At 65.8% G+C, this 12,680-nt stretch carries 13 protein-coding genes; 8 read left to right on the top strand and 5 right to left on the bottom strand.

Annotated features, from left to right (window positions below):
* Positions 1-10: 10 nt before the first annotated feature.
* The gene (gene efeO / locus MKW15_RS05255; protein ID WP_240856516.1) at positions 11-1,237 is read right to left on the bottom strand and encodes an iron uptake system protein EfeO; all 1,227 of its coding nucleotides are present in this window, start codon (positions 1,235-1,237) and stop codon (positions 11-13) included.
* Positions 1,238-1,248: 11 nt separating this feature from the next.
* Positions 1,249-2,172, bottom strand: coding sequence for an iron uptake transporter permease EfeU (efeU, locus tag MKW15_RS05260; protein ID WP_240856517.1), 924 nt, complete (start codon positions 2,170-2,172; stop codon positions 1,249-1,251).
* A gap of 248 nt (positions 2,173-2,420) precedes the next feature.
* On the opposite strand from efeU, the gene MKW15_RS05265 reads away from it, so the two are divergent.
* From MKW15_RS05265 to MKW15_RS05295, 7 genes are all read left to right on the top strand, one after another.
* Positions 2,421-3,140 carry a lytic transglycosylase domain-containing protein gene (locus tag MKW15_RS05265; RefSeq protein ID WP_240856544.1) on the top strand — a complete coding sequence of 240 codons (720 nt, stop codon included), beginning with the start codon at positions 2,421-2,423 and terminating at the stop codon, positions 3,138-3,140.
* A gap of 739 nt (positions 3,141-3,879) precedes the next feature.
* Positions 3,880-5,163 (top strand): phosphopyruvate hydratase, encoded by a 1,284-nt coding sequence (gene eno, locus MKW15_RS05270; RefSeq protein WP_240856518.1) that lies wholly within the window; start codon positions 3,880-3,882, stop codon positions 5,161-5,163.
* A gap of 13 nt (positions 5,164-5,176) precedes the next feature.
* Positions 5,177-5,851, top strand: coding sequence for an FtsB family cell division protein (locus tag MKW15_RS05275; RefSeq protein WP_240856519.1), 675 nt, complete (start codon positions 5,177-5,179; stop codon positions 5,849-5,851).
* Positions 5,848-6,375 (top strand): DUF501 domain-containing protein, encoded by a 528-nt coding sequence (locus MKW15_RS05280; RefSeq protein ID WP_240856520.1) that lies wholly within the window; start codon positions 5,848-5,850, stop codon positions 6,373-6,375. Before MKW15_RS05275 ends, MKW15_RS05280 begins: the two co-directional genes overlap by 4 nt.
* The gene (locus MKW15_RS05285; RefSeq protein ID WP_240856521.1) at positions 6,372-7,340 is read left to right on the top strand and encodes a Ppx/GppA phosphatase family protein; all 969 of its coding nucleotides are present in this window, start codon (positions 6,372-6,374) and stop codon (positions 7,338-7,340) included. Before MKW15_RS05280 ends, MKW15_RS05285 begins: the two co-directional genes overlap by 4 nt.
* A 126-nt stretch (positions 7,341-7,466) precedes the next feature.
* On the top strand, positions 7,467-7,970 hold the full coding sequence (locus MKW15_RS05290) for a DUF4395 domain-containing protein (RefSeq protein ID WP_240856522.1): 504 nt from the start codon (positions 7,467-7,469) through the stop codon (positions 7,968-7,970).
* Positions 7,971-8,028: 58 nt separating this feature from the next.
* Entirely contained in the window at positions 8,029-8,646 is a 618-nt protein-coding gene (locus MKW15_RS05295; protein ID WP_240856523.1) for a class I SAM-dependent methyltransferase, read from the top strand.
* 108 nt (positions 8,647-8,754) lie between these two features.
* On the opposite strand, the gene MKW15_RS05300 is transcribed toward MKW15_RS05295, so the two are convergent.
* The 3 genes from MKW15_RS05300 to MKW15_RS05310 form a co-directional block, all read right to left on the bottom strand.
* Positions 8,755-9,195, bottom strand: coding sequence for a hypothetical protein (locus MKW15_RS05300; protein ID WP_240856524.1), 441 nt, complete (start codon positions 9,193-9,195; stop codon positions 8,755-8,757).
* A gap of 111 nt (positions 9,196-9,306) precedes the next feature.
* Complete coding sequence (locus tag MKW15_RS05305) at positions 9,307-10,566, bottom strand: fatty acid desaturase family protein (RefSeq protein ID WP_240856525.1); 1,260 nt, start codon at positions 10,564-10,566, stop codon at positions 9,307-9,309.
* Positions 10,567-10,612: 46 nt separating this feature from the next.
* Positions 10,613-11,731 (bottom strand): ferredoxin reductase, encoded by a 1,119-nt coding sequence (locus MKW15_RS05310; protein ID WP_240856526.1) that lies wholly within the window; start codon positions 11,729-11,731, stop codon positions 10,613-10,615.
* A 159-nt stretch (positions 11,732-11,890) separates the two neighbouring features.
* Between MKW15_RS05310 and MKW15_RS05315 the strand changes: the two genes are divergently transcribed.
* Positions 11,891-12,550, top strand: a complete 660-nt coding sequence (locus MKW15_RS05315; RefSeq protein ID WP_374246367.1) for a TetR family transcriptional regulator — start codon at positions 11,891-11,893, stop codon at positions 12,548-12,550.
* Positions 12,551-12,680 lie beyond the last annotated feature (130 nt).

Here is a 12,680-nt window from a genome sequence, read left to right on the forward strand (position 1 = left end):
CGTATAGACGTTACTGCGGCAGGACGATGCCCGGCACCTGCGAGAGGGTCGCCGACAAGGCGTCGATCTTGGCCGACAGATCCTTGCGCTGCTCCTGTGTCACCTGCGTGTAGGAGACGTAACCCTCGCCCTGCTGGAACTGGTTGATCGCGGCGCGAACATCCGCGAACTGCGCGGTGATCTTGTCCATCAGCGGCTGGTCCTTGGCGGAGATGATCGGCTGCATGGTCGCGATGACCGTCTCCGAACCGTCCACGTTGGCGGCGAAGTCCCAGAGGTCGGTGTGCGAGTAGCGATCTTCCTCACCGTTGACCTTGGTGGCAGCGACCTCGTCGATCAGGGCCTGCGCTCCCTGAACGAAAGATCTTGTCTCGAAGTTGAAGTCGGGCTTGTTGACCTCGTCGTGCAGCTTGTTGACGTTGGCGAGCAACAAGTCTGCCTGCTGGTCGATGTTGGCCTTGGTGTCGGTGGCCTTGGCGTTGGCCGCGTCGGCCGGACTGATCTGTCCTTCGCCGTCACCGATCTCGTTCGGCTGCGGCGGCCACAGGAATCGTTCGATGCGGTGGAAGCCGGTGAACGGTTGCGTGCCGTTTTCGGTGTCGTCCCAACGCATGTCGATGGCCGGGTCGAGGTCGGGGAACGACTCGGCGACCGGCTCGATGCGCTCGTAGGGCGTGCGCACGAGACCGAACTGGGCGCGCGCGGCGTCGAGGTTGCCGCTCTTGACGTTGTTCACGAACGACTGGGTCTGTGCCTGCAGCGTGTTCAACTGGTTGCGGACATAGCCGAGGTAGGCGACCTTGGCGGCGTTGACATCCGCGGGCACCTCGGCCTTTTCCTTCTTCTCACCGCTGACGGTGATCTCCTTGCGGATACCGGTGCCGACCATGCCGGGCTTGCAGGCCACGGTGTAGGTGCCCGGGTCGACGATCTCGACCGTCAGGTTGCCGGAGACACCCGGACCGATGTTCTCGACCTCGCCGAGAACCCGGTTGTTGTTGCCATAGACGTAGAACTCGGTGACCTTGGTCCCGTTGTTGGTCACGGTGAAATCGACGTCGCCGGTCTGCGCTTCGGTGCTCGCCAGATCGCACTCCGAGTCCGACGAGGTCACCTTGATGGCGCCCTCCGAGTCGGTCTTCGACGTGCAGCCCACCAGGAGCAGCGGGGTGGCGCACACAAGGGCGGCGGCAATTGTCGTCGCTACCTTGCGATTCGCTCGAAGGCGTTTGCGCATCGGGTTTCCTTTCAGCGGCCGGCGTCGGGAGTTGCCGGGGTTTCGGGGGAGGTGTCGGCGGGCGTGCTCGCGGGAGCGCGATCGGCCGGTCGACGGCGGTTGGCGCGTAGGAAGATCGTCAGCACCACCACGACGTAGAGCACCCAGGCCACCACCTGCAAGACGGTGGGGTCGGGCCGGAAGTTGAAGATGCCCGCGAGCACCGTGCCGTACCACGACGACTGGTCGTAACTCGCGGAGATGTCGAAGGCGATGTTGTTGAGGCCGGGTAGCCAGCCGACCGTCTGCAACGCGCGCACCCCGTAGGAGAGGATGCCCGCGGCGACGATGATCAGGAAGATCCCGGTGTAGAGGAAGAACCGGTGGAAATCCAGGCGGATCGCACCCTGATAGAGGAGCACCGTCAGCACGATCGCGACCACCACGCCGATCAGCAGACCCAGCAGTGGCCACCATCCGCCCGACACGCTCTCCGCATATCCGACCATCAGCAGCGCGGTCTCGAAGCCCTCTCGGCCGACGGCCAGGAAGGCCAGGCCCATCACCGACGCACCGCCGGCCAGCAGTGCGTCGGACATGCTGTCCTTCAGGTCCGACGAGATGTGCGAGGCGGCCTTGCTCATCCACAGCACCATGAAGGTGACGATCGCCACCGCGACCAGCGACGCGACTCCGGCGATCAGCTCGGCGGCCAACGGCGTCATCGTCGACGTCCCGAAATGGATGACGAGGAAGACGACCACCACCATGGCGACCGCTGCCGCGACACCTGCCCAGATCCATTTGAGGGCGCCGCGGCGGCCCGCACGCGTCACGAAGGCCACCAGAATCATGACCACAATGCCGGTTTCGAGGCCTTCGCGAAGTCCTATCAGTCCGCTTCCGAACATCTGCGCGAAAACCGAGGGCGCGCCACCCGAAGCGAGAATCTCCACCGTGCTCTTTCCGACGGCCCGCTCCCGAAGCGGAGTGTGGTGAGGCTAACCAGACGACAGTAGCGCCGGATCCCGGGAACCGGAAGCTGAGACGGCGAGTTGACTATGCGATTGGGTCTTAAGTCCTCATCATGCGATGGTGGGTGGTCGTCGCGACGGATCTGTGCGAATCGGTCGCGACCAACAAGGCAGGGAGTGAGTGAGTAGTGCGTGTGCGTGGTCCGTTGTCGCGGGCAGTACAGGGTGCAATGGTCGGCGTCGCCGCGGTGGCGGCGTCGGTCGTGCTGGCCGGGTGCATCGACCTGCCCACGTTCGACCGGCCCGACATCCCCGACGGCATCCCGCCCGGTCCGGGGACCCCGCAGCCCTACATCGACATCAACGCGCCCGGACGTACCGCCGAACTCATGCGTGAGTGGGCCACGCCCATCGCGGACTCGACGGGTATCCCGCTCATCGCGATGGAGGCCTACGGCAACGCCGCCGAGATCCAGCGCCAGCAGCACCCCGAATGCGGACTGGCCTGGACCACCCTGGCGGGCATCGCGGGGGTGGAGAGCAAACACGGCACGTATCGCGGAACCCGGATCGCGGCCAACGGTGACACCTCACCGCCCATCCGCGGAGCCAAGCTCGACGGCTCGCGCGGCAACCTCGAGATCCACGACACCGACGGTGGCCGCCTCGACGGTGACGCCACCCACGACCGCGCCATGGGCCCCTTCCAGTTCATCCCCGAGACCTGGACCCGGTACGGCGTCGACGCGAACGGCGACGGCAAGGCCGACCCGGACAACATCGACGACGCGGCCCTGTCGGCGGCGCGCTACCTGTGCGTGTCGTCGGGCGGCGACATGACGACGCCGTCGGGCTGGGAAAAGGCCGTGAAGGTCTACAACAATTCGATGGCCTACGTCCTCGACGTGCGGGATCACTCCAACGCCTACTCGATCAACGTCCGCTACTGACCGGTCCGGATCTGTGGCGACCGACCATCCCTCGGGCCGTCGGAAATCTGTACCTCGGAGGCCGGCCAGGTGCATAGTGCACGTGGGCGGGGTTGGGAGGTACAGGCCGTCCGACGGGGTGGTGGTGCGCTCGCGTGAAATGACCCCGGGACGACGACGTCGTCGGGTCGGTGGCTCGGTAGCGTTCCTTCTGAACTGGGGAAACGCGATCCAGCGGCCCGCAAAATCTAGGGGAAGAAGTTTCTTCCCCTGGGTTCGTAGTCATCCGCGAGAATTTTCTGGGGGAGGACTCCAAGGCTAGGGGAAGAACTTCTTCCCCTAGATTTTGCGGGCGCGTGTTCCTGGCGTCGCGTTCGGCGGAACGCGATGACCACGATCGGTGACTGAGATCGGGCCCGTCAGCGTCCGCTTCCGGGAGATACCCGGAGCACCACAGTCAGGGGCCCGATCCTGGCCACCGGTCCGACCTCCAACCCTTCCCGCCTCCACGACCCCCCGCCGCACTTGTGGAATCTGTACCTGGGAACCCATGAAGTGCACAGTGCACTTGGTCGGGCTGGGGGGTACAGATATCCGACGGGGGTGGGGCTCCCGCGGCCTGGTCGGGTCGCCGACTTCACGAATTTGTTTCGTGCGCGGCCCTTGCCACATGTGTCGAGGCACTAGCGATTAGGCTTTGACCCGTACCTTGGCCGTCGCCAGATGCGTCGGCCCACCACCGAGAAATAGGGGTTGAACCGTGGCAATCATCGAGCAGGTTGGTGCACGAGAGATTCTCGATTCGCGGGGCAACCCGACGGTCGAGGTCGAGGTCGTCCTCGATGACGGCACGTTCACGCGGGCCGCTGTGCCGTCGGGCGCCTCGACCGGTGAGCACGAGGCCGTCGAACTCCGAGACGGTGGCGAGCGCTACCTCGGTAAAGGCGTCACCAAGGCCGTCGAAGGTGTGCTCGGTGAGCTCGCGCCGGCGGTCATCGGGATCGAGGCCGAGGAGCAGCGTCTCGTCGACCAGGCCCTGCTCGACTGCGACGGCACCCCCGACAAGGGCCGCGTCGGTGCGAACGCGCTGCTGGGTGTGTCCCTCGCCGTCGCCAAGGGAGCTGCCGAATCGGCCGGACTGCCGCTGTTCCGCTACATCGGCGGACCCAACGCGCACATCCTGCCCGTGCCCTGTATGAACATCATCAACGGCGGCGAGCACGCCGACAACGGCATCGATTTTCAGGAGTTCATGATCTGCCCGGTCGGTGCGCCGACCTTCAAGGAAGCCCTGCGCTGCGGCGCGGAGGTGTACCACGCACTCAAGTCCGTGCTGAACAAGCAGGGACTCAACACCGCGCTCGGCGACGAGGGTGGCTTTGCACCCGACCTGCCCCACACCGACGCTGCGATCTCGGTGATCGGCGAGGCGGTCGGCAAGGCCGGCTACAACTTCGGCAAGGACGTCGTGATCGCGCTCGACGCGGCCGCGACCGAGTTCTACTCCGATGGCGTCTACAAGCTCGAGGGCAAGGACTACTCGACCGCCGACATGGTGCCGTTCTACGAGAAGCTCATCGCCGACTTCCCGATCGTCTCGATCGAGGACGGACTGGCCGAGGACGACTGGGACGGGTGGGCCAAGCTGACCGAGGCGGTCGGCGACAAGGTGCAGCTCGTCGGTGACGACCTGTTCGTGACCAACCCCGAGCGTCTCGAACGCGGGATCACCGAGGGAGTCGCCAATGCCCTTCTGGTGAAGGTCAACCAGATCGGCACGCTCACCGAGACCCTCGACGCGGTGGCCCTGGCGCACAACAACAGCTACAAGACGATGATGAGCCACCGGTCCGGTGAGACCGAGGACACCACCATCGCCGACCTGGCCGTTGCCTGCGCGTGTGGTCAGATCAAGACGGGTGCGCCGGCGCGCAGCGAGCGTGTCGCCAAGTACAACCAGCTGTTGCGCATCGAGGAAGGTCTCGGCGACGCGGCACGCTACGCCGGTGACCTCGCCTTCCCGCGTTTTTCGTTTGGTTCGTGATTAGCTGGAGCCCATGGCTAACCGTGGGCTCAGTGACAGTGCTGGGCGTCGGCGGGTCCGCGACTCGCGAGGCGATGCGCGCTCGCGTGAGCGCGCACGCCAGACTCGCCGACGCCGGCCGACCGCAACCCAGGCCGACGCGTCGGAGTCGGCCACCCAGACCGACGCACCCGACTCGGTCACCCAGACCGGCGAGCACGAACTCGACACCGTCGGCGCCGACGAGCAGAGCACGCGCAAGCGTCCGCGTCGGATCTCGAACGCCCGTCGGCGCCCGGACGGGTCCCGTTCGGCAGCGTTGGTGTCGCGGGTTCGGCATGTCGACGCCAAGCGGGCCGTCGTGCTGGCTCTGGTGATCAGCATCGTGGCGCTCACCCTCGCGATGCCGATGCGTACCTACTTCGCCCAGCGCTCCGAGTTGCGTCAGCTCACGGCGGCCAACGTGGAGAAGGAACGTGAACTCGCCGACTACCGGCAGAAGGTGAATGAGCAGGAAGACCCGGCCTACATCGAGGCCAAGGCACGGTCGGAACTTCTGTTCGTGAAGCCGGGTGAGACGCCGCTGGTGATGATGTACCCCGGCGACGAACAGCGTCGAGCCGCAGCCGCGGCAGCCGAAAAGCGTGCTCGCGCACCGTGGTACGGCCGACTGTGGGATTCGGTCGCGACTCCTCCCGGCGTCCGGTGAGCACCTTCGACGCCGACCTCGAGATCGTTGCGCGACAGCTCGGCCGGGAGCCGCGTGGCGTCATCGAGGTGAGTTACCGAACGCCCGACGGAGTGCCGGCCGTGGTGAAGACCGCTCCGAAGCTGCCCGACGGCACACCGTTCCCGACGCTCTACTACCTCACCGATCCACGGCTGACCGCCGAGGCCAGCCGCCAGGAGTCGGCCGGGGTGATGAGGGAGATGACCGCCAGGCTCGCGGAAGACGTTGAACTCGCGGCGGCCTATCGCCGTGCGCACGAGAGTTATCTCGCCGAACGCGATGCGATCGAGTCGCTGGGCACCGACTTCACCGGTGGCGGGATGCCCGACCGCGTGAAATGCCTGCATGTCCTGATCGCGCACTCGCTGGCCAAGGGGCCGGGAGTCAACCCGCTCGGTGATGAGGCGGTGGCGCTCGCCGCCGACAACGGTCTTCGCGGCACAGCCATTCCGGCGGACTGGCCGCATCTGACGGCGGACGATACCGAGGGTGACGAATCGTGACCGTCGTTGCGGCGGTCGATTGCGGCACCAACTCGATCCGCCTGCTCGTCGCGCGGCCCGACGACTCGGGACGGTTGATCGACATCCACCGCGAGATGCGGGTCGTCCGGCTCGGGCAGGGGGTCGACGCCACCGGGCGCTTCGCCGATGAGGCGATCGGCCGCACCCGGATCGCGCTCGCCGACTACGTGGAGATCATGCGGTCGCACCGGGTCGAGCAGGTGCGCATGGTGGCCACCTCGGCCACCCGCGATGCGTCGAACCGTGATGCGTTCTTCGGCATGACGGCCGAACTCCTGGGTTGTGTGGTGCCCGACGCGATCGCCGAGGTGATCACCGGCGACGAGGAAGCGCGGCTCTCGTTCCGCGGCGCCGTCGGCGAATTGGATTCGGCGCAAGGGCCTTTCGTCGTCACCGACCTGGGCGGTGGCTCCACCGAGGTGGTGTTCGGCGGTACGGGGACAGGCGGGGCCGACGGCGTGCGCGCCGCTTTTTCGGCCGACATCGGGTGTGTTCGGCTGACCGAGCGGTGTCTGCCGTCAGATCCGCCGACCCCCGCCGAGGTGTCCGCGGCGCAGGCGTTCACGCGGGAGCGACTTGCCGAGGCGTTTGCGGCGGTGCCCGTCGACGGCGCCCGCACCTGGGTGGGCGTGGCCGGAACGATGACGACGCTGGCGGCACTCGGTGCCGGACTCGACACCTACGATCCCGAGGTCATCCATTTGTCGCGGATCCCGCTCGACGACCTCGACCAGGTGTGCCGACGGCTGGTGTCGATGACGCGCGCCGACCGCGCCGCCCTCGGACCGATGCATCCCGGTCGGGTGGACGTGATCGGCGGTGGTTCCCTGGTCACGATGGAACTGGCCCGCGAGTTGTCGGCGCGCGCGGGCATCACCGAACTCGTGGTGAGCGAGCACGACATCCTCGACGGTATCGCCCTCGGCCTCCTCGACCCCCGTTGACCGTGCGTCCCAAATCGTTGACCGTGCATTCCCGGCCGGTTTAGACCCGCAGTGGGTCCAACGTTTGGCCTGCTGGGCGCACACGCGTAGCTTGGTTTCGTTACGCACCCACACAGGAGGTCAGGAGTGTCGACACCGTCGGTGTTCACCTTTCCCAATCCGGTCAACGACTACGCAGCGCGTTCGACCGCCGGCCTGGTCGTCGCGCTGGCGATCGTGACGGTCGCCGTCAACCATTGGGCGCTGTACGCGGTGTTGGCGATCGGCTTCGCGCTTCGTGTGCTTTCGGGACCCAAGCTGTCGCCGTTCGGCCAGTTGTCGGTGCGGGTGATCGCACCGAAAATCTGGCGCAAGACGAAGCTCGTTCCTGGTCCGCCGAAGCGGTTCGCACAGACCATCGGCCTCGTGGTGAGCACCACGGCCCTCATCCTGAGTCTGCTCGGCTTCGGACTCGCCGCCCAGCTCGTCGTCGGTGTCCTCATCGTCGCCGCGACACTCGAGTTCGTTTTCGGTTTCTGCCTGGGCTGCACCATCTTTGGCTTCCTGCAGCGTCGCGGCGTCATCCCGGACACCGTGTGCGAGGCCTGCAACAACATCTCGCTGCGCACACCCGAACCCGCGCAGAGCTGACACACGCCGAGGCGGCGATGACTGCGGTGGGAAGCGGCTCATAGCCCACAATGAACCGGTGAGTCAGCCCGGATACGACGCCCTCGCCGCTCTGTACGCCGACACCTGTCCCACCCCGTACATCACCTCGTTGGAGCGACACGCGGTCCACGCGTTCGCCGACACGGCCGCTGCGCAACTCGGTGGCGATGTCGTCGTCGACATCGGATGCGGCCTTGGTCATGTCACCGCCGACCTGCATGATCGCGGCCTGCCGATCGTCGGGATCGAACCCAGTGCCGGCATGGTCGAACTCGCGCGCACCGGCCACCCGCACTGTGAGTTCATTGCCGACGACGCACACCTGCGCGGCACCGCCGCCGACCTCCGTATCGGCGCGATCCTGGCGCGCTTCAGCCTGATCCACGTGTCTCCGTCGGTGCTCCCGCAGGTGCTGCGAGCCTGGTCAAGTCGCCTTTCTGACGGAAGCCCCGTGTTGATCGCGTGCCAGACCCTGGACCGCGGCACCGAGGAGGAGTTCGACCACCGGGTTGCCAGAGCATGGCTGCGTCACCCGGATCACCTCGCTGCACAACTGAAGGAAAGCGGCTTCGACGAAGTCTGGCGAATGATCAGCCGCCCCGACGACGAACACCGGTTCCCGGAGCTGCATCTCCTGGCGCGTCGACGACCATGACAAGTCGCTGACCTATTGCGGAATGCACGGTCAACGATTTGCGACGCACGGTCAACGGTTTGAGGCGCACTGTCAACGGTGACAGGACCGTGGCGACCTGGGCAATCGCTACTCCGGCGCGACCGGAGCCTCCATCGCACCCTCGAGGGTGACGTCGTGGATGTCTCCGGAATCGTCGGTGTCGATCTCGGGTGAGTCGAGTTCCTGCGGCACGACGGGCGCCTCGATCGATGCCTCGATGTTCAGCGGCTCATCCTCGATGTCGTCGTCTTCGAGGTCGGCCAGCTCTGCGTCCTCGAGCTCGGCGTCCGCGGGTTCCGCATCGACGATCTCGTCGACCAGGTCGGCATCGAGGATGCGTTCCTCGTCGAGCTTCGCCTTACGCGCGGCCTCACGCATCTCGAAACCGTCGGTGAAGATCTCACCGACCTCACGGGCCACACCGGCGACGGCGCCGGTGATGATGGTCGCGATCTGACCGACGTGATTGGCGGTCGACTCGACGAGCTCTTGAATCAGGTCCTTGTTGCGTTCGATGCGATCGACCATCTGATCGGACTCCTTGTCGCTGGGGACCATCCGGGGAAACCACACCCGGGCGGCATCGCCGACGACGATACCGCCCGGAAGGTGGTGGTGCCATGGGACGTCGCGGACCGTTCAGGCAACGTCCGCCGGCTTGTTGCGCTCGACGATGACGGTGAGGTCATCGTCGTCGCGCGTCATGAAATTGGGCAGCGACAGCTTGGCGATCTTCTTCCAGGTCGACGCGAGCTGCTGGCTCAGCGAACCGGTGTTGTAGGGCAACCCGTAGCGTTCGCAGATCTCCTGGACCTCGCCCGACATCTCCGGGTAGCGGCTGGCCGGGATGTCCGGGAACAGATGGTGCTCGATCTGATGCGACAAGTTGCCGCTCATGATGTGGAACAGCGGGCTTCCGGTGATGTTGGCCGACCCGAGCATCTGCCGCAGGTACCACTGTCCGCGCGTCTCGTCTGCGCATTCCTCGGAGGTGAATGTCTGTGCACCGGTGGGGAAGTGGCCGCAGAAGATGATCGAGAACGTCCACAGGTTGCGCACGAGGTTGGCGCTCGCGTTGCCGACGAGAGTCGACACGAACAGCGGTCCGGTCAGCGCCGGGAAGACGACGTAGTCCTTGAGCACCTGACGACCGGCCTTGCGCCACATGCCTTTCACCAGGCCCTTGATGTCGGTCCACTTGCGCTTGCCCGCGATGATGTTCTCGGCTTCGAGATCGTGCAGCATCACGCCCCACTCGAACAGCAGCATCAGGGCGGTGGCGTAACCGAGGTTGCCCAGGTAGTAGGGATTCCACTTCTGGTCACGGGCCATGCGCAGGATGCCGTAGCCGATGTCGCGGTCCTCACCGATGATGTTGGTGAAGGTGTGGTGCAGGTAGTTGTGGCTGTGCTTCCACTGGTCGGCCGGACACACTGTGTCCCACTCGAATTCGCGCGAGTTGTAGGTGTCCTCGCGCATCCAGTCGTACTGGCCGTGCATGACGTTGTGGCCGATCTCCATGTTGTCGAGGATCTTGGAGACCGAGAGTGCGCCGACCGCCGCGATCCATGCGGGCGGGAAGAAACCCAGGTACATCAGGGCCCGTCCGGTGACCTCGAACCCGCGTTGGGCGCGGATGACCGAGTACAGGTATTCGCGGTCCTTCTCGCCGAGGTCGGCGACGATCCGGGCGCGCAATTTGTCCAGGTCGCGACCGAGTGCCTCGACCTGCTCATAGGAGAGAACGACGGTATTGGGGTCGGTCACCTGCGTGGCCGCCGGATCGATCACGGTTGTTTCCGCGGTCGCGTCGGATGTCGGTTTGGTTGCCTCGGGTTCGATCACCGCAGGCAGATGGGCGGGGCGGAGTTCGGTGTCACGGGTGAGCTCGATGGTCATGGTGATACCTCCGTAGGGGTGTTGGGCGATTGCGGGGTGGTGGCGGTCAGATGTCGATGTCGACGTCGCCGACCGGGGCGTTGATGCAGAGCTGGATCTGTTTGTCGGCTTCGGTGTCGAGTTCTCCGGTCAGCACATTGCGGGTGCATCCGGAGAGCTTGGTCGCGGTGCATGAGAAGCAGATGCCCATGCGGCATCCGGACTCGGGCGTCAGGCCGGCCGATTCGGCCTGATCGAGGATCGGACGACCGTCGTTGGTCGTGGTGGCGCCGGAGGCGAGGAAGGCCAGTTCGCCGGTGATCGGTTCGTCGGGGTCGACGGCGATCGGTGCGGCGAGGGTGAATGCCTCGGTGTGCAGCGGCCGATGCAGTCCTGCGGCCTCGTGGAAGTCCGACACGGCGTCCATCAGGGCTCCGGGGCCGCACACGAACACGTCCGCGTCGACCAGGTCGGCGACGCCATCGAGATGCGCTTCGCTGAAATGGTCGTCATCGACTCGCGTGTAGTAGCAGCGCAGGTCGAGGTTCGGATTCACCGCCGCCAGCGATGCGAGTGCGGCACGGTATGCGGCCTCGCGGGGTGTCGGCGCGTAGTGCACAAAGGTGATCGGTCCGTCGTAGTCGTCGGACAGCAGTGTGCGCAGCATTGAGAGTACAGGTGTAACACCGCTGCCGCCGCTGATGAAGACGACCGAACGAGGATCGGACTCAGGCAGGGTGAACTCGCCCTGGGCTTGCGACAGGCCGACGACGTCGCCCGCGCGGGCCGTGGCGGCCAAGTGACGGGAGACAAAGCCGTCGTCGTGGGCAGCGATGGTGAGTTCGATGTCGCCGTCGCGTCCCGCGGCATTGGCCGGCGAGAAGCAGCGGCTGTGCCGAACGCCGTCGATGACGACGCTGAGCTGCACAAACTGGCCTGCTCGGTGTCCCTTCCACTGCCGCGTGGGCCGCAGTTGGAGGCGTACAGTGTGCGGGGTGGGGTGCTCGACGCGGACGATCTGCGCACGCAGGTCGCGCCAGGTCAGCATCGGGTCGATGAGTTCGAGGTAGCGATCCACCGGATGCGGCGACATTGCCGCTTCGACGATGGAACCGAACCAACGGTTGAGTCGGCCGGTCGACGCGGTGGCGTCGGCGGTGCGAGTTTGGGGGGTGCGGATGCTCATGGGCTGGCTCCGTTCTGGGTTGTTTCAGTGAACAACTGTACACGGAAAAGTGTGACACACGGGCGCGGTGCCGCGTCAAGGGTTGATTGCCGTGACGGCTGTCACTTGGCGCGGAGGGTCGTGCCCGAATGTGCCGGCAGCACCACTTAGACTCGGATGGTGACCCGGACGCGACACACGAGCCAGCGTGAGACGCAGTCGCGTGCCGACAAGAAGAACCAGACGCGTCAGGCTCTCCTCGACACGACGTTGACCCTGGTGGGTGAGCGCAGCTTCGGGAGCATCAGCCTGCGTGAGGTGGCACGTGGCGCCGGAATCGTGCCGACGGCCTTCTACCGCCACTTCGCGTCGATGGAGGATCTGGGCGTCACCCTGGTCGAGGATTCGATGCGGGTGCTGCGTCGTGCGTTGCGGGACGGTCGGCGTGATCTGGCCAGTCGTCAGGCGCTGCCGACCGCGCAGAATTCACTCGCCATCCTCTTGCGGCACGTCCACGAGAACGAACCCGCGTTCCGCTTCCTGATCCGCGAACAACATGGCGGGATCGCCGACGTTCGACGCGCCATCGACACCGAATTGCGGCTGTTCTCCAAGGAACTCGCCATCGACCTCGCGCGGATGCCCGCCCTCGTCGGGTGGGAGGCCGAGGACCTCGAACTCGCCGCCGACCTCATCGTCACCATCATGCTGACCGCCGTCGCGGATCTGATCGACGGTGAGTACCGGGGGCGCGATGCCGAGCGCGACGTCGTCGAACGCACCGAACGCCAACTCGTCATGGTGTTCCTCGGCATGGGGCAGTGGCGTACCGGCGGTTGATTCGACGAGTCAGGTGACCATCCCGCTGACCGGGGCAAATGTAATGGACCCGGCCGCGGCCGTCCCACTAAATCTAGGGGAGGAAGTTTGTTCCCCGATGTTCGGAGTCGCCCCCTGGAAAGTCGGAATT

This window comes from Gordonia gummivorans (genome assembly GCF_022513585.1).
Lineage (GTDB): Bacteria > Actinomycetota > Actinomycetes > Mycobacteriales > Mycobacteriaceae > Gordonia.

What these genes read in the sequence shown, in the direction of transcription:
- MKW15_RS05305 (WP_240856525.1), bottom strand. Translation starts at nt 10,566, where the DNA reads ATGACCATCGAGCTCACCCGTGACACCGAACTCCGCCCCGCCCATCTG.
- MKW15_RS05310 (WP_240856526.1), bottom strand. Translation starts at nt 11,731, where the DNA reads ATGAGCATCCGCACCCCCCAAACTCGCACCGCCGACGCCACCGCGTCG.
- efeO (WP_240856516.1), bottom strand. Translation starts at nt 1,237, where the DNA reads ATGCGCAAACGCCTTCGAGCGAATCGCAAGGTAGCGACGACAATTGCC.
- MKW15_RS05265 (WP_240856544.1), top strand. Translation starts at nt 2,421, where the DNA reads ATGGTCGGCGTCGCCGCGGTGGCGGCGTCGGTCGTGCTGGCCGGGTGC.
- MKW15_RS05275 (WP_240856519.1), top strand. Translation starts at nt 5,177, where the DNA reads ATGGCTAACCGTGGGCTCAGTGACAGTGCTGGGCGTCGGCGGGTCCGC.
- MKW15_RS05300 (WP_240856524.1), bottom strand. Translation starts at nt 9,195, where the DNA reads ATGGTCGATCGCATCGAACGCAACAAGGACCTGATTCAAGAGCTCGTC.